This is a genomic window from Mastigocoleus testarum BC008 (genome assembly GCF_001456025.1).
In the GTDB taxonomy this organism is placed as follows: Bacteria; Cyanobacteriota; Cyanobacteriia; order Cyanobacteriales; family Nostocaceae; genus Mastigocoleus; species Mastigocoleus testarum.
On the sequence record NZ_LMTZ01000129.1, the window covers coordinates 36943 to 58171 of the forward strand.

The window sequence follows — 21229 nt, forward strand, 5'->3', positions numbered from 1 at the left end:
GTAACCATCCGGTCATTGCTTCGGAAAATTAGCTACCCATAGCTCGTCTTCCATCCTTAAAGAGAGACATTTGTTAACCGAACACAACAAAAACTACGATGAGCGCTACCGTTAAAACCTTAGTTAACCAGCCTTACAAATACGGCTTCGTCACTGATGTTGAAGCTGATACTATTCCTCGTGGGCTCAGTGAAGATGTAGTTCGACTGATTTCGGCGAAGAAAAATGAGCCGGATTTTATGCTGGAATATCGCCTCAAAGCTTATCGTCAGTGGCAAAAAATGACGGAGCCGAAGTGGAGTGGTTTAAAATATCCAGAAATTGATTATCAGGATATTATTTATTATTCTGCGCCCAAACAAAAGAAAGAAAAGCTCAACAGTTTGGATGAAGTAGATCCTGCAGTTTTGGAAACTTTTGAGAAACTAGGTATTCCTTTGTCAGAGCAGAAGCGATTGGCGAATGTTGCAGTGGATGCAATTTTTGATAGTGTTTCAGTCGCAACAACTTTTAAGGAAAAATTAGCAGAAGATGGAGTTGTCTTTTGTTCGATTTCGGAAGCTTTACAGGAATATCCGGAATTAGTGAAGAAGTATTTGGGTAGCGTAGTTCCCATTGCTGACAACTATTTTGCGGCGCTTAACGCTGCGGTATTTAGTGATGGTTCGTTCGTTTATATTCCTAAAGGGGTTAAATGCCCAATGGAATTATCCACCTATTTCCGGATTAATAGTGGGGATACGGGACAGTTTGAACGTACCTTAATTGTTGCTGAAGAAGGTAGTTACGTTTCTTATTTGGAAGGTTGTACCGCGCCCATGTACGATAGCAACCAGTTACATGCAGCGGTTGTAGAACTCGTAGCTTTAGATAATGCCGAGATTAAATATTCTACGGTACAAAACTGGTATGCCGGAGATGAAAATGGTAAAGGTGGTATTTACAACTTCGTTACCAAACGGGGTTTGTGTCAGGGAGTGAATTCAAAAATTTCCTGGACCCAAGTAGAAACTGGTTCTGCAATCACTTGGAAATATCCCAGTTGCGTTTTGGTAGGTGATAACTCTGTCGGTGAGTTTTACTCAGTTGCGCTGACCAATAACATGCAGCAAGCAGATACCGGAACCAAGATGGTTCACGTTGGTAAGAATACCCGCAGCACAATTATTTCTAAAGGTATTTCTGCTGGTAGATCTAGTAATAGCTATCGGGGCTTGGTGAAAGTGAATCCCAAAGCTGAAGGTGCACGTAACTATTCCCAGTGCGACTCAATGTTGATTGGGGATAATGCCCATGCTAATACTTATCCTTATATCCAAGTTCAAAATAATAGCGGCAAAATAGAACACGAAGCTTCCACTTCTAAGATTGGTGAAGACCAGTTATTTTACTTCGCCCAACGGGGTATTTCTGCAGAAGACGCCGTAACAATGATGATTAGCGGTTTCTGTAAAGATGTATTTAACCAATTGCCGATGGAATTTGCGGTGGAAGCTGATAAGCTATTAAGTCTGAAATTAGAAGGAAGTGTTGGTTAATTTGGTGTGCGAGAAATATAGCAGGAGCCAGAAGTCAGGATTCAGGAGCCAGGAGCTAGAATTCAAGACTACTTGGTATATGACGAAGGGAAATTTATTCTGGACTTGATTAACTTGCTATTCGCTGCTATAAATCACACGCACATCAAGAAAGAAAAAAATTAAAGTAGAAAAAATAATAATTTAAAGAGAGTGAGAGCATGATTAGTGAAAATAGCGAAGTGGTGCTGTCAGTCAAAGATTTGACAGCAGAAGTTGATGGCGCATCAATTTTAAAAGGTGTAAATTTAGAAATCCGTTTGGGTGAGATCCATGCAATTATGGGTCCAAATGGTTCTGGGAAAAGTACTTTATCCAAGATTTTGGCTGGACACCCCGCATATGAGGTAACTGGTGGAGAAGTAATTTTTCAGGGACAAAATCTGCTGGAAGTGGAACCCGAAGAACGGGCAAGAAGTGGTATATTTTTGGCGTTTCAGTATCCCTTGGAAATTCCCGGTGTAAGTAATTTGGACTTCCTCAGGGTCGCTTATAATTCCAAGCGCAAAGCCCAGGGTTTAGAAGAAATTGACGCCTTCGATTTTGACGATCTGATTGAAGAAAAGCTGGAAGTTGTGAAAATGGACTCGGCTTTCTTGAGTCGTAGTTTAAATGAAGGTTTTTCTGGTGGTGAGAAAAAGCGGAATGAAATTCTGCAAATGGCTCTACTAGAACCAACCTTGGCGATTTTGGATGAAACAGATTCTGGTTTAGATATTGATGCGCTCAAAATCGTTGCAAATGGGGTAAATCAATTAACTAGCGCCAAAAATGCAACTTTGATGATTACTCACTATCAGCGCTTACTGAATTACATTGTCCCAGATTATGTTCATGTGATGGCGAAAGGACAAATTATTAAATCTGGCGGTAAGGAATTGGCGTTGGAATTAGAATCTCGCGGTTACGACTGGATTTTGGAAGAAGCAGAAGTTGAGGTGGGTGTATAATGGCAATTCAAGTTTCTCCTAGTCCAGTTCCTAACTCTAATGCAGATAATTTAGTATCTAGTTTGTTAGATCGAGATACTTATCTGAGCGAATTATTGAAAAATTTACAAACCAAGGATGGTACATCTCTACAAACCAAATTTCCTTGGTTGCAAGAAGTACGCGATCGCGCAGTTAATTGGGTGCGTCATTCAACTATTCCTACAACCCGCGAGGAAGAATGGCGATTTACCGATTTGTCTGGATTGAAACAGGTAAAATTTCATCCCGTACAAACCAACCACGGCGAACATTTACAGGACACGCAACCAGAAGGTTCTAATCATTTAGTATTTGTTAACGGGATTTATACACCCGAATTATCAGCGATCGCAGATTTGCCAGATGGGGTTATAGTCAGTAATTTAGCTGATTTACCCGCAGAATACGGGGAGAAAATCCAGAAATATTTAGCAAAATCTGAAGGTGCTCTGGAAGTATTTACAGCACTCAATACTGTTGGGTTTAATGATGTTGCAATAGTATGGGTACCCAAAAATGTTGTCGTAGAAAAACCGATTCATTTGGTGTATCTAACTGCTAGTAGCGAGCAAGTAATCTCCCAACCTCGTTGTTTAGTAGTTGCTCAAAGTGGTTCCGAACTAACTTTGGTAGAAGAGTATGGAAACCCCGAAGTTATTAAAAATAAAGCTGCAGAATCAGTTTACTTTAGCAATGCGGTATCGGAAATTTGGCTAGAAGATAACGCCAGCGTACATCATAATCGGGTTGTACGTGAAGCTGCAGGGGCTTTCCATATTGGTAAAACTGCTATTACCCAAGCCCGTTACAGTCGATATTCCTGTAATGCGATTAGTTTGGGTGGAAAGTTATCGCGCCACAATTTAGAAATCTTGCAAACTGGCGAACAAACTGAAACCACACTCAATGGTTTGACAGTAATTTCTGAACAACAGTTAGCAGATACCCACAGCGCGATCGCGTTGAATTACCCCCATGCGAAAAGTCAACAATTGCACAAAACGATTATTGGCGATAGGGCTCATGCAGTATTTAATGGTAAGATAATTGTTCCTAAAGCCGCACAATTAACCGATGCATCCCAGTTAAATCGTAATTTATTGTTATCTCCTAAAGCCAGAATTGATACTAAACCCCAATTGGAAATCACTGCTGATAATGTTAAGTGCGCCCATGGTGCTACAGTTAGTCAATTAGAAGACGATGAAATTTTTTACTTACAAAGTCGAGGTATAGATGAAAACGCCGCACGTCATTTATTAATCGATGCTTTCGCTACCGAAATTATCAAACAAATACCTGTAGCTTCATTACAAGAGAGTCTGCTCCAAAGTGTCAATCAAATAGGTGCTTAAGAAGTTAATACTTAAAACTTGGTGCTTAAAAACTTACTTGGTTCTCAAAAACTTAGTTCTCAAAAAATTAAATCTTATAGCACTTTCCCAGGGGATAATTTAAAACTTAAATCCCAAACCCAATACCTAATACCCAATACCCAATACCCAATACCTAGAACCATAAACATGACTTTAGCAAAAGAAAAAACTGTAGTTGATATAGTACGTGCAGACTTTCCCATCCTGAAGGAAAAAGTCAACGGTAAGCCTTTGGTTTATCTGGATAATGCTGCAACTTCTCAAAAACCCCTTCAGGTAATTAATTCACTTCAAGACTATTACCAGGAGTATAATTCTAACGTTCATCGTGGCGCTCATTGCCTCAGTGGCAAAGCTACCGATGCTTACGAAGGAGCAAGAGACAGAGTTGCTAAATTTGTTAATGCATCATCACGACAAGAAATAGTTTATACCCGCAATGCGACTGAGGCGATCAATTTGGTTGCTTACAGTTGGGCGATGAATAACTTGCAACCGGGTGATGAAATTATCTTCTCGGTGATGGAACACCACAGTAATATAGTTCCTTGGCATTTTGTCGCCCAAAAAACGGGTGCAGTATTAAAGCATGTCGAACTGACATCAGAAGAAACCTTTGATTTAGACCAGTTTAAACAACTCCTTTCCGATAAAACCAAGTTAGTCTCTGTGGTTCATGTTTCCAATACTTTGGGTTGTATCAACCCGGTAAAGGAAATTTGTCATTTAGCGCATCAACAGGGAGCAAAAGTATTAATTGATGCCTGCCAAAGCGTGCCCCACATGCCTGTTGACGTGCAGGATATGGACTGCGACTGGTTAGTTGCATCGGGACATAAAATGTGTGCGCCATCAGGGATTGGTTTCTTATATGGGAAACAAGAAATCCTGCAAGAAATGCCCCCATTTTTGGGTGGTGGTGAAATGATTGCAGATGTATATTTAGACCATTCTACCTATGGGGAATTACCACATAAATTTGAAGCAGGAACGCCAGCAATTGGGGAAGCGATCGCTTTGGGTGCAGCAGTGGATTACCTTACCACTATCGGTATGGATAAAATTCATGCTTATGAAGCAGAATTAACGGCATACTTATTCCAAGAACTAGGAAAAATTCCCCAAATTAGAATCTACGGACCTAAACCTGATGCGAATGGTGAAGGAAGAGCTGCACTCGCAGCATTTACCGCAGGTCAAATTCATGCAAATGACCTATCTACATTCTTAGATGAATATGGTGTAGCAATACGTTCGGGACATCACTGTACTCAACCATTGCATCGTCATTTAGATATTCCTGCAACCGCACGAGCAAGCTTATCTTTTTACAACACTCGTGAGGAAATTGATGTTTTTGTTAAAGCGTTAAAGGAAACCATAGAATTTTTTAGTGGTTTTTTGGGTTAGTTTCTGGAGGTAATGGGTAATTGGTCATTGGTAATGGGTAAAAGCCCGCGCCTTACGGCGATGTGGTAAAAGCCTGCGTCTTACGGCGTTAGCATTAGCGAAAGCGAAGCTTGACGTTAGTCAGAGGCTTTCCCGACGCCGTAGGCTTTAGCGTGACATAACAGTGTCATTGTGGTAACTATTCTTTTATTACCTGTTACTTTTTACTTTTGCTTGCACCTAAGGTGTATTTCCAAAATGTGATACTAATTTCAAAAAATACAATTTCAAAAAATACAATTTCAAGAAATACAATTTCAAAAAATACCCTCACATATTGATTTTTTGAATCTGTTCCTTCTTCCCTATTTCCCGTTCCCTTTTATAAACAATGTAAATTCAATGGTATGTATTTGTTTCTCTACCATAAAGAAAAATATTAATAAATCAAATATATAATTATTCTGGAACTTTTAGTGATAAACCTGTGTTATTTAAATAGATATACTGCCCAACCTGAAGAGGTGAGCTATGAAACGTTCAATTTTATTCGGATTAGCTGTATCTTTAGCTTTAATTCCCATTATTACTAATGGGAAAGTACTGGGAAAAGCAGAAGTAATTGTCCAACAAAATAATCAAGTTAATATTTCTCAACCTTCTGTTTTGGGTTCTATTGAAACGAGGGACAGACAGATCACTATAAATCGCAACAAAACTTACACTATTCATAATAAAAATGGCGAAGTTTTGGCTCAAGATATTACTTTAGAGGAATTACAAGCAAAGAATCCCGAATTATATAACACCATCAAAGATTCTATCGCTGGGGACTTATGGATGATGAGGACTAATATTCCAAGCGATCGCTAAGCATTGAAAATGAGTTCATTGCCTTTGCTTAGTGCTTTGGTTCATTGCTTTCATTCAATTTAAGTAATTTGCCAAAATAAATGGGTATAAAGTGTAGCTCTTTTGTTGCAGTAACTATATTGCCAGTAGAGATGTAGTATCACTACATCTCTATATTATTTATCTTTATAATACGGTTTTACTTTATATTCTTATTTTTATCTAAGAAGATAAAATTCCTGTAACCAGTTAAACCCTATCATATCTCTTATCATTAGGTCAGAAAATTTATCACCGAAAGACATTTTCTTGCGATAATCTGCAAAAGGTATAAGCCCCACATACACGCAAATTATTTAAGGGTTAATTAACGGATAAAGAGTATAGATGACACCGAAAAGGATATTTTTAACATTACTGACTGTAATTGCAATCGTATTATCTGGCTCAAATTTATTCCAGAGCTTACAAAGACCCCAGTCCCAAAGTCTAATCGAACTTTATCAGACAGACATATCATTACAAGCTGCAGCTTGGAAACCAGAAGAAAACACTGATGGTAATTTCAAACAATTGCAAGCTGCGATCGTAGGATCACAACCTGTAGAAAATGCAATAAAACAGTACGAGCAAGTTCGAGATTCAGCCAAAAAGAATTTAGAAAGAGTTCAAAACCAACTTACACAAAGTTCAGTCAAATCTCCTCAAACTAGTGACATCCTTAATGGAGAAGTACTGGAACTCAAAAAAATAGCTCGCGAACAACAAAAGTTAATTGCAGAATTAGATCTGCGTTTAGGTATTTTAAAAGAACAGCAGGGTAAGGCTGAAAGTGCGCTAAAAGATTGGAATGATGTACCGCAAAATACGGTCATTTCTCCCCAATATGGCGAAACAGCTAAGGTGCTAATAGCCTTATGGCAAGATAGATCGAATTTACAACCTAATGCTGAAGAATTTATTCAAAAAAATCTAGAAGGTTGGTTTCGTTCTGTTGCTCTAACTCAACTTTACCAGTTTCAACAACGCCAAGATTTAGTAAATCAAATCAATAGTTCAACTCAACAAATGGCACAAAATGCTTTAATAAAGTTGGCTATTATCGCAACTCTCCCTGCTTTAGGTGTTCTCATTGGCTTGGGAATATTAATTTTCTCAATCGCTCAGATTCTAATTAAAGGAAAAGACTCCGTACTCGCGCAAAATGGAAATCTTGCTTGGTCAACCCCTTGGGATGGGGAAATCATTTTGCAAGTTTTTGTAGTTGGTTTTTTCTTCGTTGGACAAATAATAGTTCCCGAATTACTATCCGTACTCCCAATTCCACGTGGTGCTGCTGTTAGCGTACGCATACAGGCTTTTTACGTTCTAACCAGTTACTTATTCGTCGCATTCGGAGCCCTTGGTGTATTATATTTCTCTATTAAAAACTTTTTCCCTCTAGCTGAAGATTGGTTTCGTTTTCATTTTCGGGATAAGTGGTTTCTATGGGGTTTTGGAGGTTACTGTGCAGCTTTACCAATTGTCTTATTAGTTTCTGTAATCAATCAAAAATTATGGGAGGGACAAGGAGGTAGCAATCCTTTACTGCAATTAGTACTTAAAAGTCAAGATTCTGTAGCTCTAGCAATATTTTTCTTTACTGCGGCTATTGCTGCACCACTATTTGAAGAAATATTGTTTCGTGGTTTTTTACTACCTTCTCTTACCAAGTACTTACCTGTATGGGGATCGATTATTATTAGCAGTGTCTTATTTGCTGCTGCTCACTTTAGTTTATCCGAACTTATACCACTAACATCCTTAGGAATTATATTGGGGATTGTTTACACGCGATCGCGCAATTTACTTGCTCCAATGTTGCTACATAGTCTTTGGAATAGTGGAACTCTCTTAAGTCTATTTATTGTGGGTAGTAGTTCTTCTTAAGTTTCCAACAAGATATTAAGAAGATATTTGAAAACTTAGCTGGAGTTTTTTGATAAGTAATAGGTAATAGTTAATCGTTAATCGTTAACAAGTAATAGCTTTTTTCGTGACTTAAACATTTCAGTAGAAAAATACGTTCTTACAGATACAAGCTTCAATAAATAAGCAGTCATTTACATGTTAAAAGTATTACGAACTACCAATTACCTATTACTTTTGACCCATTATTTATTAGGTTTCATTCGACTGGACAGTCGGTTATAATTTTCCCCTATCAAAAAAATTAATTTTTCTTAAATAGTAATCTATTTACAATAGATATCACCTATTCTTATAATATTAATCTCAGATACATTCTCATGGGAGTATGGCTCTTCGCGGCAAACGTTGTTATAGTAACTATTCGCAACTTAATTAATACTAACTCTGCATTTTTGCGATCAGGTATATTTTGCGGTATGTATAAGTATCAACGTCTTTAGCTTTTTGCAGAGCTTTTTAACTATAATTTTGGCGTTGATTATCAATGTCAATAATAATAGTCCATATTTAGTGTGGGTAATTTTTATCATGATTAAGTAGGAATTACTATTAAACACCCATTTAATCGTTATATTTCTAAGGATAAAAGCAAATCTTTTTAAGATATGATAGTGACTTAATTCGGCTTAAAAGTCCGGATAGAGCTATATTAGACCTGTAGAGATAATAAAATAGCATTTTTGAGTGGCGATAGCGGTAGCTTTTCTTCATGGAAAACTATCATATGTTCGCGCAGACTTGTAATCCTGCTAGTTATTAAAAAATGAACAATCGCACTCTGGGGGTCTAGTTTTGGGGAAGTAAAGTCATAAGACTTGTCTCCAAAAAAGTATCATAACTAAAATTAAGTCTGCATTTGTAATTGCTGTAAATAATGCAGGTGTGAATCACTCCCTGTCTTTCAGTAATATTGTTCTTCAAATCTTGGCTAGATTTCAAACTAAGAACGTTACCAATAACTGATCTTAGATAATACTTCAAGTAAACTGAATCCCAGAAATATAATTTTTTAGTTATTTACCTAAATTTTCCTGGGTAGATGATTATCTTTCTCTCGACTCTCGCACATCCTTCTCCTTGCCGTTTTGTTTAAGTAGTGCTTAACATTACGATTTTGAACGAGCATTAAAGGAGGCGGAAAGCTCAAAATCTTACAACACAATAGTGTCGCCAGTTTCCACATCAGACACCATAGGAATTTTTGGTGTTAAAACAGTGTTTATACTACTCATAAAGTAGATCTTATTACCTCAAAAGTAGATAAGTATACTTTCAGTAGACGAAAAAAGTATTATTTTTTATACGTAAATATACAGGAGATATACATAGATTATGGCAAACTTAAATCCTTCTCACGCGACAAGACAGTTACTTGCCGGCTACTGCGGTATTATTCTTGGTGCCCTAGGAGTACATAAATTTGTGCTCGGATATAGCCTTGAAGGAGCAGTGATGCTGGGGATTTCCATCGCAGGTCTATTTTTTGCTTATGGCGTTCCATTTGTAATTATGCAGTTTGTTGGTCTAGTTGAAGGCATGATTTACTTAAATAAAAGTCACAATGAATTCGTTGACACTTACTTCGTTCAGAAACAAGGTTGGTTTTAAATAATATTTATTAATAAAACTAAACCGGCTCCATATTAGTAAGATTTACAACTCTAAGCCTTAATTAAGTACTCTACATATAAACTGAATAAATTCTGCCAATTGTAAAGAATGAGTAGGAGAGCGTGAATCAGGTAAAAAGCTAGAACCCCAATTAAAAAAAAATTGGGGTTATCTATAATAAATATCGTTGGTTGTAGAGTTAGTTTTATAACTATTCAAATAGTATAGATAGAAGTTATAGTTTTCAGAGTTATAAATCTAGAAAACATAAATATATCAACTATAAATACGAGTCCCATATTGCATTTAAATCTGAATTACTATATATTCATTTTAGAGGAGGAATTGTTTAATAAAACTTTAAGTTTGTAAGTTTAAAAATTCCCAGTTCATAAATTTACACATTAAAATTTTAAAGTTAATAAAAATTTTTGCTAGATGGTAGATATAGAATACGTCAGTAAATAGCTAAATCCTTGACTTCAGTTCTTAAAAATAAATTTTTAACTTTGAGTGATTTGGGTCATTTCACTAATTCTATCTAGTGAATAGATTTACCTGTAAAGCTATACTACAAATTTTTTTTAGCTTTTGATTTGTCTTGTTTATCCCTATGAAAGCAAGATGATTTTCGCTATAGATTATTTTGCGAGGTCTTAATTCAGTAGTTAATTATTACTAAAATTATAAGCTTAGCTTTGAACTTTATATGATTGTTTTCAAAGCATATCAAACATTTTAGCTATTCTATAATGTTGGCCAGCATACTTTAATTAACATCCTTAATAATATAAAATTTATTTACTCCGGGATAAAAATCATTGCTTATATTTCATATATAGACGATGAATTTATAATTTCATCTCCTATTGAGAAAATAAATCAAACAATCAGGTGTTTAAATAATAGGGAGTTATTAATTATAAACAGTTATTGAATAAGGAATTTATTCAATATGTGTTAGTTGAATTTCATGCGAGCAAAATTTTAGCTGAATTATTGAAACTATCTCATTCATAAAACAAACTAAATTTCAAATATGTGGCGATGCTAAAAATTAAATCTAGACACCTTAATTTATTAACCTTTGTCATCTTAGGTTGTGGCTTTTTTTGTAGTATATCGAGTTTAGGAATTAATGAATTCTGGAAAAGTGAATTAGCTTTGATCCCTATCCAAGTAATGGCTCTTATTTATACAAGTTATTGTAATTATGATCGTGGTTAACTATTTATTATGTTGGAATTATTTATATAATTTAATAAGTATTACGATCTGTAAAAGAAGTAGAAATCGCTAAACTTAGCCTAAGCTCAAAATAGAAGCGTCTTGAATTGGGCTATGAAATCTTATAGGCGGTTCCATAATATGTATGCAAACTCAAACCATTAGTTACACCACGACTGTTACAGATAAACCAATTGCAGATAAAATTACTTTGGATGTTGGGGGTATGAAGTGCGCGGGCTGTGTGAAAGCGGTAGAGCGCCAACTCGCCCAATATCCTGGAGTAACAGATGTAGTTGTGAATCTAGCAACGGAAATAGCTGTTGTTGAGTCTCAAGCGGGTGTAGTAGATCCAAATGCTTTAGCTCAAAAGATTACGGATGCAGGATTCCCATCACAGATCCGCCAATCAGATGCTAATGATGTAGGTAGTAATTCATCTGTCCGGGATTTAGAAACCAAACATCACCGGGAAATGCGCAGTTCAATGATACAGCTAGTAATAGCTGCTGTATTACTGATACTTTCAGGAATTGGGCATTTTGGTCACCTGAGCGGCGTGATGTTACCAGTTGTAAGTAATATTTGGTTTCACTGTGGCTTAGCGACTTTGGCTTTACTAATCCCCGGTAAAGAAATTATCGTAGACGGTTGGCGTAGTTTATGGCGAAATACGCCCAACATGAATACTTTAGTGGCGTTGGGTACTCTTACAGCTTACATTGCAAGTGTAATTGCGCTGCTATTTCCTAACATGGCTTGGGAATGTTTCTTTGACGAACCAGTCATGATGTTGGGTTTTATTTTGCTGGGACGAACCCTGGAAAAAAGAGCAAGAGGTCGTGCTGCAGCAGCTTTTAGGAAATTATTATCGCTTCAACCCATTGTTGCTCGGTTAATTGCCAATCCCCATAAAACTAAAACTGAAAAAAATAATATTACTACAAACTTTATTGAAATTCCTGCTGCACAAGTGAAGGTTGGTGAATGGTTGCAGGTATTACCTTCGGAGAAGATACCCGTCGACGGCGAAGTTATGGAAGGAAAAACCACCGTTGACGAGTCAATGTTGAGTGGGGAAGCCGTACCAGTACTCAAGCAACCCGGAGATAAAGTTGCTGCAGGAACGATTAATCAATCTGGGGCGATCGTTATTCAAGCGGAGCGGACGGGTGACGATACAACTTTGGCTCATATTGTGGCTTTAGTGGAAAATGCACAAACCCGTAAAGCACCAGTACAAAAATTAGCAGATACAGTTGCAGGTTACTTTACCTACGGAGTCTTGGGTGCTGCAATATTAACATTTGTTTTTTGGTATTTTATTGGAGTTAATATTTGGGATAATCTCACAATTTGGGGTGGGACAACATCAGCAGGACAAGCTTCACTGCTATTAAGTTTGAAATTAGCGATTGCAGTTATGGTAGTCGCTTGTCCCTGTGCTTTAGGACTTGCAACGCCAACAGCGATTTTAGTAGGAACTGCGATCGCAGCAGAAAAGGGACTTTTAATTAAAGGTGGCGATGTTTTAGAAAGAGTCCACCAATTAGATACAGTAATCTTTGATAAAACTGGTACGCTAACTATTGGTAAGCCTACAGTTACCGACTGTTTGCTGATAGAGGAATTACTAACGGATAATTCGGCAACCCGTAAACCTGAAGCACAGACTTATGAATTACAAACTCAGGAATCTTCCTCACAAACAATAACTGTTACTTTCCCAAAGGAAAGAGTTAAAAATTTATCTCCAGTTCTAGACTCTCAATCCTTATTAAAATTAGCAGCAGCAGTGGAAAGTGGTACAGTTCATCCTTTCGCTACAGCAATTATTAATGCAGCACAGCAACAAAATTTAACAATCCCAGTAGCAACGGATTTTCGTACAGAACCTGGATTGGGTGTCTCAGGTGTAGTAGAAGAAAAATCAGTGTTGTTAGGTAATAAAGCCTGGTTGGAGCTACACGGAATAGTTGTGGATCAAACCTTATCTCAAGCAGTTGAGAATTTTACAAAAAATGGTAAGACAGTAGTCTACGTTGCAGTAAATTATGCAATTGTTGGGATTTTCGCCATATCAGATGTTGTAAGGGAAGATGCAGTTTCAGTAGTAGAACAACTACAACAAATGAATCTGCGCGTCATGTTATTGAGTGGTGATACTCCAGAAGTTGCGATCGCTTTAGGAAGGCAACTAAGTTTAGACGATAGCGATATTATTGCAGGCGTAATGCCAGGAGAAAAAGCTGAAGTTATTGAATCGCTACAAAACAATCAAAAACATGTGGGAATGGTAGGAGATGGTATCAACGATGCTCCTGCATTATCTCAAGCAGATGTAGGAATTGCTCTGCATTCTGGAACAGATGTGGCTATGGAAACAGCCGATATAGTTTTGATGAGAGATTCCCTTAATGACGTAGTAGAATCAATTCGATTTAGTCGTGCGACTTTTAATAAGATTCGTCAAAATCTATTCTGGGCTTTTGCATACAATACTTTAGGAATTCCCTTAGCTGCGGGGATATTATTACCTAGCTTTAATTTTGTTTTAACTCCCGCAGGTGCAGCAGCATTAATGGCTTTTAGCTCCGTTAGCGTTGTGACAAATTCGCTATTGTTAAGGCGTTTCACTTAAGGCATTTTACTTAAAGCGTTTTATCCGTCGACGTTAAAATATTTCTTATTGACTAATATTGCTGACCTCAAATAATTAACTCAAATAATTATTTTCCCAATATCAGGTTAAACTAAGTCGTTAGGCAACTGTAGCAATGCTCACTTAGCCTTACGACTATAGTTTTGTAAACAATGTTTTGTAAAAAAACAATTTTATAGAACAAAATGGTTCTAGTAATCGTATTAGCGAAAACATTAGTAGATTATTTGGTTGTCCTATACCTCAAATCTGGTTTCGAGAATACCACAAAACCATATCAAGCAAATTTTAAAATTCTCAAAGTTCAAACTATTGAAGTAACGATGTGTCAATGACAGCAGAAAATCATCAGAATCATCTACTGATTATTGAAGACGCTCGTGGACGTAAAGAATTTATTTTGGAACGCCCGATTTATTCTATCGGTAGAGACGTTGAATGCGATATTCGCTTAGCTTCGCAATTTGTCTCCCGTCGCCATGCGACTTTAGTCAGATTACCCAGGGGAAACAACAGCAACACTCATTATTATCGAATTGTTGATGGTGATGCGAAAGGGAAGCCCAGTTCCAACGGAATAGTAGTTAATGGACGCAAAACTCCAGCACATGACCTGAGAAACGAAGACGAAATAGTCTTCGGTCCTCAAGTACGTGCTATTTATTACTTACTGCAGCGCGAGACAACAACACAGGTACCAACAGATTTGAGTGAGTATGATATTACTCTTATTAATCCTGGGATGACTGAGGATATAGAAGATTAAAGACCTACTTGTCACCTCCGGTATATTTTTTACTATCAAGTGATTTAATTATTGGCTCTAGCAAAAAGCTAGAGCTACCTCGTGCTCAAGCTAGTACTGGATAACTCGCGCTATCCTGCAAGACTTTCAATTAAATGCCAGTGACGGCTATGTTCTATTGCCTCCTTAATATACTCAAATAGTTGCCGACAGTGATTTTCAACTTGGAGTGGTAATTCCTCGTTTTTCATCACAATGCTCATGCGAGTTTCGGTCTCGGTAGCTGTACTTTTATCAATTAGTGCTTCTACTGTCACTAACTTTGAAAAAGGGACAGTACCAGGAATTTCCCTTGCCATCACGTAGTCAGATGTATAGTACATCACATTAAGACTACAGTCTTGTAGAAGTTCTACAATTAAAGGCAAAAGTTGTTCAAAATTAATAGAAAGAAGAAAAGAACAGGTATATCGAGCCATATAGCCCCGTGCTTTGTAATACTCTGTCCATCCTATAATATCGAACTATATAAAAGCCAAGTTAACTTCGATTCATTTCTTGATTTTAGATACTGAAAATCGTGTGATTGGGGATTGGAGATTAGGTTATTAGGGATTGGGGATTAGTAATATTTATAAGTTTGAACGCTCAGATCTGTAGAATAGGAGTTTGGTGGAGTCTACTTAGCGCTTAAAAATGAAAATAGCAATTACTGGAGCAACGGGATTTGTTGGTAGTCGCTTGGTTGAACGACTCATTAGCCAAGGTCATGAATTAGTAGTACTTTCACGAAGTGTACAACGCGCCCAAAAAGTTTTTCCTACAACAGCATTTAAGAATTTAGAAATTGTTGGTTATACGTCTACCATGTCTGGGGATTGGCAAAATGCAATAAACGGTTGTGATGCAGTTGTCAATCTTGCAGGAGAACCGATTGCTGAAGGGCGATGGACGCCAGAACGCAAGAATATTATTCTCAATAGCCGCAAACTCGGAACCCAAAAGATAGTCGAAGCAATAGGAAATGCAGATTCTAAACCTAGTGTATTGGTGAATGCTTCCGCAATTGGTTATTACGGTACCAGTCAAACAGCGACCTTTGATGAAACGAGTTCTGCTGGTAATGATTTTCTCGCCCAAGTTACAACTGAATGGGAGTCGGAAGCCCAAAAAGTTAAGGATTTAGGAGTGCGACTGGTAATTTTACGTTTTGGTATTGTCCTGGGAATGGGTGGTGCTTTAGGTAAAATGATTACTCCATTTAAACTTTTTGCTGGAGGTCCTTTAGGTGATGGTCAACAATGGTTTTCCTGGATTCATGTAGATGATCTAGTGGGTTTGATTTTACAAGCCCTAAATAATTCCCAAATGGAAGGAGTATATAATGCAACTTCTCCTGAGCCCGTTCGAATGTCACAGTTTTGCGACACTATGGGTGAGGTTATGAATCGACCTTCTTGGCTACCTGTTCCAGGATTTGCCCTTGAAGCACTATTAGGAGAAGCTGCAACAGTAGTTTTGCAAGGACAAGAGGTTTTACCCAAACGTACCTTGGAAAGTGGTTTTGAATACAAGTATCCTAAATTGCAGCCTGCTTTAAGAGATATTTTGAAGTGAGGGGTTGGGGATTGGTAATGGGTAATTGGTAATGGGTAATTGGTAATGGGTAATTGGTAATTGAAAACCTTGACCGAATCGCCATATGCCGCTTGCGGCGGCACGCAGTGCTTATGGCTAACGCCAGTCGCCAGTCACCAGTCGCCAGTCGCCAGTCCCTATATGCCGCAAGGCGGCACGCAGTGCTATCCCCAATCCCTACCCATTACCAGCTTGAGAAAATTTTTTAGAAATCCAACTGATAATACCACTGAGAATTGCACCAGCCATTAAAATCCCAATCGCAGGATTGAACACAGGTTGCCACAATTTGTGCCACAAATCTAAACCTAGGGGTACCCCCATTGAATTACCAATTACTGCGATCGCGAGCCATGCGAAAGCTGCAAATACAAAGAATACATCTGCTACTAGTATCCAGTTGAACCAGTTTAATAATTTATCTTTCATAATGACGTTTGTTTAAATATTTTTTATGGGGATTGGTAATGGGTAATTGGTAATGGGTAATTGGTAATTTGTAATTGGTAATTGCAATGGGTAACTCTTTCCCAATCTCCAGTTCCCAGTCGCCATATGCCGCTTGCGGCGGCACGCAGTGCTATCCCCAATCCCCAATCGCCAGTCGCCAATCCCCAATCCCTAACCAAACAACCAGTTTTTAACTTTTGATAAACTTTGCCAGTCAGGTTTTCTGGTTAAACCATCTTCAATACTATTTTGAATTTCTTCGTACCATTCGCTGTTAAGGGAAATCAACTGATGTGCAACATCAATGTGCTGTCTTACCCCTTTTTGATCATTTTCTAGCATTGCAACAGCTAAATTTACCCTTGCTTGGGGGTCTTGTGGATTGAGTTTAACAGCTTTTTGTGCGGCTTTAGATGCTGAGGAAGACTTATCTGCTAACAGATACAACCAAGCCAAACAAGTCCAAGCTGGAGCACTTTTTGGGGCGCGATCGCAAACTTCTTTAAATACAGGAATTAATGAGGAAACTTCTTCACCAGCTTTATAACGTTCCAAGCCGGTATCGAACAAAGATTCAACAGTTTCAGTCATAGAAATTAATTAGTCAACAGTCAGTAGTTCATAGTCTATATTGACACTCCTCAGGCGTCATCCATGAGGATTTTTCATTCACAGATTTGAAGCTGCTGTGTAAAGTCTGGACAAATTGTGACACTTGTAGCTTATACTTCCTGTTTAAACGGGAATATGTAAGTGGTTATTCCTCCAAAGCAGTCGTGTAACGTGGAATGATTTTAGATCGATACCGTAACACAAACAATTACTCTACTAATTAACTGGGCTTGGAATTCTTGATGTATAGTCAATAGTCATACATTCAATATTTAAATGTTAATAATATTGAAATGACTAATGACTAACGACTAAACGACTAAATAACTACTAAACGCCAAATGATTTGCCACAACCACAGGTTTGATTGGCATTTGGGTTGGTGAATTGAAAGCCACCACCAATCATGGCATTGCTGTAGTCTAGAACTAAGCCGTATAAATATAACAAGCTTTTGCGATCGCACACGATGTTGAAGCCATCATATTCAAATACCTCATCTTGAGGGGTGATTTTGCTGTTGTCTTCAAAATCCATCATGTAGGACATTCCGGAACATCCACCTTGACGAACTCCGACTCGCAAGCATAAATCTTTATCTTGCTTGCTGCGCAAAAATTTGACTTGTTCTAATGCGGTAGGGGTTAGTTGAATACCCCGTTGTTGAGATGCTTGTGTTTGTGTCATCTGCTTTTTCCGTGATACAAGGTTTTGCTGTTACCCCTCTTAGAGCTTAGGGCAAAGCTCTAGTTTTAGCCTAGTGCTAACTGGGCTTGGCGAAGTTTTTGTCTTTAGTTTTTGTATCTATTCTAGCGAGATTGCTATTCAAGATTGGCAAATTGTAAATAACTCACCCGAAATCTATATTGGTGTTTTTATCCTAGAATTGAGAGACTCCGTGTTCTTTCAGATCTGGTATTTTCAATTTTTTATGGAAGTACTAGCATAACCACCTGATAGCAACAGCGTGGCGTCAGCCATAGTTATTCTTAAATTCTTCGCCCTTGGAGTAACATCACCAAGGTTTGCTTTTACCAAAACTTTTAGTTGTAAATCTTTTTAATTGTTTAGTTTATGACAACCTTTAATCGCTCTACCAGTCGTCGATTGAAGAATTTAACCCAAATACCTTCCGTATGGGAGGGAGATCGCCGACCATTGTCATCTTCGCTTGAGGAATATGACAATTCAGAAGAAAAGGGTGAATGCATTCTGTGGGTAGATGGATCGCAAGGTATTGTGCGGGGAATGGACATAGTATCTCCAGATAGCGGACCAGAAGCAATTGTCCGAACTCTGATGCGCGCAATGGAAAGTCCTAATTCTCCTGGTAAACCTGGTCGTCCCCAAAAAATTGTCGTCAAAGACAGAGAAATTCAGTTTTATTTACGGGGGGTATTACAAGATTTAGACATTGCAATTGATTATGTTCCCAATTTACCGTTCATTGACGAACTATTCCGTGGATTTGCTGAAATTGTTGAAAGTCAAGTTCCAGAATTACCACCAAAATATGCCAAGCTCTTAAATGATAAAGCTTTTGCAATCTGGAATTCTGTTCCTTGGGAATTTTTAGAAGAGCAGCAAATATTAGCAATAGAAATTAACAAGTGGGATATTGGTACTCTTTATGCTTCTGTCATGGGAATGCTGGGTATTGAGTACGGTATATTACTTTATCGCAGTCAAGAATCACTGAAAAGATTTCGGGATGTAGTTTTAAGGGATGGGGAGTCACAAGGACTTTTAGAAGATGCTTTTCTCAAGCAAGATTGTTTGTTTGTCACTTTTGAGAAAACCGACGCTAGTGATGACCCAGAAGACGATTTCTATTACGATTTAGCAGAGTTACCGAGTTCGGAAATCGAACCAACTTTTGGTAATATCCATCCCTTGGAAGGGTTACGCTCGGTTTTATATGAAGAAGAAGCAATCGCTGTTTTTGTCGCATTAGAAGCTTTGTTTCGCTTTTTCCGCGATCACCGCAGTCAATTAAATGAATATGATTTTCCCACTCTGAATCACCGCTACCGTATTTCTTTACCGGAAGCAGTTCAAAAACAAAAATCAGTATCAGTTACAGTTTCCACGATGCCGGAACTTGCTGATGAATTGGAAGATATGGCAATTAATGCCACTGATGATTCTGAAGATGATTTAAATTTATCAGATTTACCAGGTCAATTGACATCATTACGAGATGATTTGATTCCAGAAGATTCTTTTCTTAGTTTGGGAGTTATAACCTGGGATATGTTGGAATATTTGCGTAATGGTGTAAAACATTATCAGCCAGGTAAAGTTAAACCTGTAGGTGATGGATTACCGGTAATTTTGATTCAAACATCTCGTCCCAAAGCTAAAGCGGTAATTGAGAACATCCAAGAAGCTGGGGGACTCAAAGCTATATGTTTCAATCCTGGTGCTGATCTTGTTGATGGGACTGATTATGATTTGGGTTTATTACAAACTCAAAATAGTGAATTATTTTTGTTTGGTGAGTTTTTAGATAGCGATCCCGTCCATTCCGAAGCACGGAAAAAATGGAATCAGCGATGTCAAAAGACTAAAGGGTTCTGTGGTTTAATTATCGCTAGAGGACTGACTGGTGCTTCCCGTGGTAACCCTCAATTGAAAGATATGATGGCATTGTTTGAAGTTCAAACTCTTGCTCCCGAAGATTTGGGTCTGGGAACTCTCAGACTTGTTGAGGAAATGCAACCAGAGCAATCTTCTTAAAAATATTGGTCAGAATATGTACTAAATCAAGAGCAGAATTATTATAAGATTAACTCACCTTTAGATTCTGCAAAGGAATTTAAACTACAAGTTCCATATACGGATTATTTGCAAAACTGTGTAATTATACGTTGTTCACTGGAACTAAAATTCCCATTGTTGGTACTGTGTTAGTGTTGCTCAAGCTTCAAGAGTCATTTAGCTCAAAGGCTTTAAATTGTAATCATTTTGCTACAAATTTAGTAGCGATAAATATCTATTGGGGTTAAAACTGAAATTCTAATCTACCCCTGACTATCTAGAAGTTTTCCAGTCATTAACCTGAAGATTGCAAATTTTAAGATTGCAAATTTTTAATGTTTTTTTAGATGATGCAGTAACAGTTAATTAACCCTTGGTCGGGTTGTGAATTACGCAAATTTCTATTCCAATCTTTTAAATTTGGGAAAATAATTCTTTTAATAGCTGCTTTAAGTTGTGAATTAGAAAAACTGTGCGTTCGCTACCGATTCATAGCAGAATTATGCGCGGTAGTGTACCGCTTTGCTAACAGGACAGAGTAGACTAAAGTCATCAACATAAAACCGGTACACGGGAGCCAGAAATCAGAAGTGAAATACTGTTACTGAAGATTCTCAACCTTTCGAAGATTCTAATCCGATTCAATCAAAATTTAACAACAATATTTAAATGTACTTAAATTAAAATTTCCTGGGACGAAACGAAAAACCTAACTAGCTTCTGCCATTTTTTCTTGTATCAGTACGTATGGCTCCACTATTAGAGCATTAAAGCGCTTTTCGCGTTGATTATTCCACTCACCCATTTGTTCATTGGAAGGTTTAGTGATAAAAGCCTCTTCTATCCATACTTGCACTTCTGAGACTTTGTCGCTAGCGATCGCTTCCCCTACATCAAGCAAATCTAATTCTTTTGCTACCACAATTACCGCATCTCTTTTGACGTGAGGAATTAACCACTCCCATTCTGCCTCATCAAGATTTTCGGTCAATTGCTTACGCAATTCTTCATTACTCATTCACTTTTCATGCGACTCTTCATTAGTAAATATACTAAAAAATGTTACATAATATTATTTTTTTGATATCTAATTAATTAAATTAACTTGGAAAAATATTATTAATTATCAATTTGTAAGTTTCAGAATATATTTGATTCAATCTAAGTTTCAGTCAACTTTATATCTTTAGATAACTTACAACCGATAGTTTGTACGATAAATTGTAAATTTCGCGAACTTGAATTTGGTGAAGTTTTATTCTTTTTTCTGGGATAGACCATTGGAATATCGCTTGAGTTTTATAGCGAATTTTACCATTTTTAGGAAGTTTTGCTATTTTCTACTGTAAAGGGAAAATTAATTTCCTAACTGATATATCTTTAGCCAC

At 37.5% G+C, this 21229-nt stretch carries 17 protein-coding genes; 11 read left to right on the forward strand and 6 right to left on the reverse strand.

Annotation, left to right across the window (positions count from 1 at the left end; genetic code table 11):
• Positions 1-98: 98 nt before the first annotated feature.
• The 9 genes from sufB (at position 99) to BC008_RS33590 (ending at position 14402) form a co-directional block, all read left to right on the forward strand.
• Positions 99-1538, forward strand: coding sequence for a Fe-S cluster assembly protein SufB (gene sufB, locus BC008_RS33550; protein ID WP_027843139.1), 1440 nt, complete (start codon positions 99-101; stop codon positions 1536-1538).
• Between the two features lie 200 nt (positions 1539-1738).
• Positions 1739-2527, forward strand: a complete 789-nt coding sequence (sufC, locus tag BC008_RS33555; RefSeq protein ID WP_027843140.1) for a Fe-S cluster assembly ATPase SufC — start codon at positions 1739-1741, stop codon at positions 2525-2527.
• Positions 2527-3903: a Fe-S cluster assembly protein SufD gene (gene sufD, locus BC008_RS33560; RefSeq protein ID WP_027843141.1), complete on the forward strand. Its 1377-nt coding sequence runs from the start codon at positions 2527-2529 to the stop codon at positions 3901-3903. Before sufC ends, sufD begins: the two co-directional genes overlap by 1 nt.
• 168 nt (positions 3904-4071) lie before the next feature.
• Complete coding sequence (locus BC008_RS33565; RefSeq protein ID WP_027843142.1) at positions 4072-5334, forward strand: cysteine desulfurase; 1263 nt, start codon at positions 4072-4074, stop codon at positions 5332-5334.
• 510 nt (positions 5335-5844) lie between these two features.
• A complete protein-coding gene (locus tag BC008_RS33570; protein ID WP_027843143.1) occupies positions 5845-6186 on the forward strand; it encodes a hypothetical protein in 342 nt (113 codons plus the stop codon).
• A gap of 366 nt (positions 6187-6552) precedes the next feature.
• A complete protein-coding gene (locus BC008_RS33575; protein ID WP_027843144.1) occupies positions 6553-8094 on the forward strand; it encodes a CPBP family intramembrane glutamic endopeptidase in 1542 nt (513 codons plus the stop codon).
• A 1374-nt stretch (positions 8095-9468) separates the two neighbouring features.
• Positions 9469-9744: a TM2 domain-containing protein gene (locus BC008_RS33580; RefSeq protein ID WP_027843145.1), complete on the forward strand. Its 276-nt coding sequence runs from the start codon at positions 9469-9471 to the stop codon at positions 9742-9744.
• 1375 nt (positions 9745-11119) lie between these two features.
• Positions 11120-13615 (forward strand): heavy metal translocating P-type ATPase, encoded by a 2496-nt coding sequence (locus tag BC008_RS33585; protein WP_058184136.1) that lies wholly within the window; start codon positions 11120-11122, stop codon positions 13613-13615.
• Positions 13616-13967: 352 nt separating this feature from the next.
• On the forward strand, positions 13968-14402 hold the full coding sequence (locus BC008_RS33590; RefSeq protein WP_027843147.1) for an FHA domain-containing protein: 435 nt from the start codon (positions 13968-13970) through the stop codon (positions 14400-14402).
• Positions 14403-14512: 110 nt separating this feature from the next.
• Here BC008_RS33590 and BC008_RS33595 read toward each other — a convergent pair whose 3' ends face one another.
• Positions 14513-14860 carry a hypothetical protein gene (locus tag BC008_RS33595; protein ID WP_027843148.1) on the reverse strand — a complete coding sequence of 116 codons (348 nt, stop codon included), beginning with the start codon at positions 14858-14860 and terminating at the stop codon, positions 14513-14515.
• Between the two features lie 217 nt (positions 14861-15077).
• Here BC008_RS33595 and thyD point away from each other — a divergent pair, with 217 nt between their 5' ends.
• Positions 15078-15998: a thylakoid membrane protein ThyD gene (gene thyD, locus BC008_RS33600; protein WP_027843149.1), complete on the forward strand. Its 921-nt coding sequence runs from the start codon at positions 15078-15080 to the stop codon at positions 15996-15998.
• A 198-nt stretch (positions 15999-16196) separates the two neighbouring features.
• Here the strand turns inward: thyD and BC008_RS33605 are convergent, their stop codons facing one another.
• The 4 genes from BC008_RS33605 to BC008_RS33615 form a co-directional block, all read right to left on the reverse strand.
• The gene (locus tag BC008_RS33605) at positions 16197-16448 is read right to left on the reverse strand and encodes a hypothetical protein (RefSeq protein WP_027843150.1); all 252 of its coding nucleotides are present in this window, start codon (positions 16446-16448) and stop codon (positions 16197-16199) included.
• A gap of 23 nt (positions 16449-16471) precedes the next feature.
• Positions 16472-16630 (reverse strand): hypothetical protein, encoded by a 159-nt coding sequence (locus tag BC008_RS49890; RefSeq protein WP_161938181.1) that lies wholly within the window; start codon positions 16628-16630, stop codon positions 16472-16474.
• Positions 16631-16640: 10 nt separating this feature from the next.
• Positions 16641-17060 (reverse strand): tetratricopeptide repeat protein, encoded by a 420-nt coding sequence (locus BC008_RS33610; RefSeq protein WP_027843151.1) that lies wholly within the window; start codon positions 17058-17060, stop codon positions 16641-16643.
• A 351-nt stretch (positions 17061-17411) separates the two neighbouring features.
• Positions 17412-17768: an iron-sulfur cluster assembly accessory protein gene (locus BC008_RS33615; protein ID WP_027843152.1), complete on the reverse strand. Its 357-nt coding sequence runs from the start codon at positions 17766-17768 to the stop codon at positions 17412-17414.
• Positions 17769-18155: 387 nt separating this feature from the next.
• Here BC008_RS33615 and BC008_RS33620 point away from each other — a divergent pair, with 387 nt between their 5' ends.
• Positions 18156-19820, forward strand: coding sequence for a DUF6930 domain-containing protein (locus BC008_RS33620; protein WP_027843153.1), 1665 nt, complete (start codon positions 18156-18158; stop codon positions 19818-19820).
• Between the two features lie 730 nt (positions 19821-20550).
• Here BC008_RS33620 and BC008_RS33625 read toward each other — a convergent pair.
• Positions 20551-20859: a DUF2288 domain-containing protein gene (locus tag BC008_RS33625; protein WP_027843154.1), complete on the reverse strand. Its 309-nt coding sequence runs from the start codon at positions 20857-20859 to the stop codon at positions 20551-20553.
• Positions 20860-21229 lie beyond the last annotated feature (370 nt).